The following is a 1785-nucleotide window of genomic DNA, read 5'->3' as shown; positions in this document are numbered from 1 at the left end:
CTTGATCATCTTCACGACTTCCAGCTTGAAGCTGTCGTCGAATGTTCTGCGTTTGTCGGTCATGAAAATCTCCTCGATAGATGCATTTTCCACCTATCGAGGTGTCCGGGGAAATTAGACCACTACACTGCGAAGCGGCCCCAGCAGTTCATTCCAACACGCATGTACAGGATTGACGACTGCTGCGCAGTCGAACGGGGATAAATCCCCTCACCACAGTTCGCCAGCTGCTACTGGGGATCGCGTTAAGGCCGGGAAGTCAGTGGTCTGCGTTTTTCTGCTGATCCGTAGTTTTTTGCGCTTCCTGCACCTGTACCAAAACAGCCCCTCGTCCAACAATGAGCGAAGCACGGTCACAGTTTGTTAATATCCACGCGTTTTTTTCGTCTGACTCATCAGGCGCTGCAGATTTCACGTCGCAACACAGGAATGCTTTTCCATGAGTACGTTGTTTACCCGTCGCACGGTCCTGCGCGGTATGGGCTTGTTGAGTCTTGGCCTGCTCGCCGGCTGCGATGACAGCCCAAAGCTGTCGTTCAAATACGGCAAGGACCTCAGCGACAAGATCATGGGACGTACCTTCAAGCTGAAAGACGCCCAGGGCGAGACGAAGATGCTCACCAGCTATCGCGGCCTGATGCCGATGGTGTTCTTCGGTTTCACCCAATGCCCGGCGGTCTGCCCGACAACGCTGGCCCGTGCGGCGCAAGCCAAGAAACTGATGGGCCGCGACGGCGAGAAGCTACAGGTGATTTTCATCACCCTCGACCCCGAACGCGACACCCCGCAAATGCTCGATGCCTACGTCAAATCATTCGACCCGAGCTTCGAGGCGTTGCACGGCACGCTGGAAGAAACCGCCGCCACCGCCAAAGAGTTTGGCGTGTTCTTCGAAAAGATCCCGAGCGGTTCGACCTACACCCTTTCCCACACCGCGACAAGCTACGTCTTCGACTCCCGGGGCAACCTGCGCCTGGGGCTGTCCGCGTCCCTTACCGCTCAAGAGTGCGCAGAAGACCTGCTCACCGTCATGGAAGTCTGCTAATGAATTCGATCCACGCAAACACCGCTTTCTCGCGACGTGCCAAACAACTGATCCTGGGCTGCGCCCTGATCGGCATGGCCTGGCAAGTATCCGCACAAACCAAAGTGGACGACGCCTGGGTCCGCGCGACAGTGGCCGGTCAGCCGTCGACTGGCGCGTTCATGACCCTGCAAGCCGACAGCGACAGCAAGCTGCTCAGCGTGCAGTCGCCTGTCGCCAAAACCGTGCAAATCCACCAATCAACCATGAAAGACGACGTGATGAGCATGCGTCAGGTCGAGTCCGTCGCGCTGCCGGCCGGCAAACCGGTGAGCTTTGATCCCCACGGCTACCATGTGATGCTGATGGACCTGACGGCGCAGGTGAAGGAAGGCGATAAAGTCCCCCTGACCCTGACCGTGGAAAACGCCAAGGGCGAGAAAGAGACGATTGAAGTGCAGGCCGAAGCCCGGGCACTCGGCATGGCTGACCATAGCAAGATGCATTAATGGTTGTAATGCTGCTCACTTAAGCGCGGCCCCTCCTACATTTGTGGTGACGGGGCTCTTGTGGCATGGGGGGTTTACCTGTGGCGAGGGGGCTTTTGTGGCGAGGGGATTTAGCGAAACGTCGCACCGCCCCGTTGGGCTGCGAAGCGGCCCCCAGCGTCCATTCTGACAGACCGAAGTGGTCTGCGTTACCACCTGCGCCCCTGGCTCTTTTACACATACGGTCCTTGCGGAGGATTAATAGGATGCGTG

At 57.7% G+C, this 1785-nt stretch carries 2 protein-coding genes; both read left to right on the top strand.

The window, feature by feature from the left end; all coding sequences use genetic code 11:
• Positions 1–439: 439 nt before the first annotated feature.
• Positions 440–1045, top strand: coding sequence for an SCO family protein (locus tag EYC95_RS29990; protein WP_131063533.1), 606 nt, complete (start codon positions 440–442; stop codon positions 1043–1045).
• Complete coding sequence (locus EYC95_RS29985) at positions 1045–1533, top strand: copper chaperone PCu(A)C (RefSeq protein ID WP_131063532.1); 489 nt, start codon at positions 1045–1047, stop codon at positions 1531–1533. The genes EYC95_RS29990 and EYC95_RS29985 overlap by 1 nt, the downstream gene beginning before the upstream one ends.
• Positions 1534–1785 lie beyond the last annotated feature (252 nt).

The sequence above is a fragment of the Pseudomonas sp. BGI-2 genome (genome assembly GCF_004310295.1).
Taxonomy (GTDB): Bacteria; Pseudomonadota; Gammaproteobacteria; order Pseudomonadales; family Pseudomonadaceae; genus Aquipseudomonas.
The sequence above is the reverse complement of the archived record's forward strand: the minus strand, read 5'-3'. Positions and strand labels throughout refer to the sequence as shown.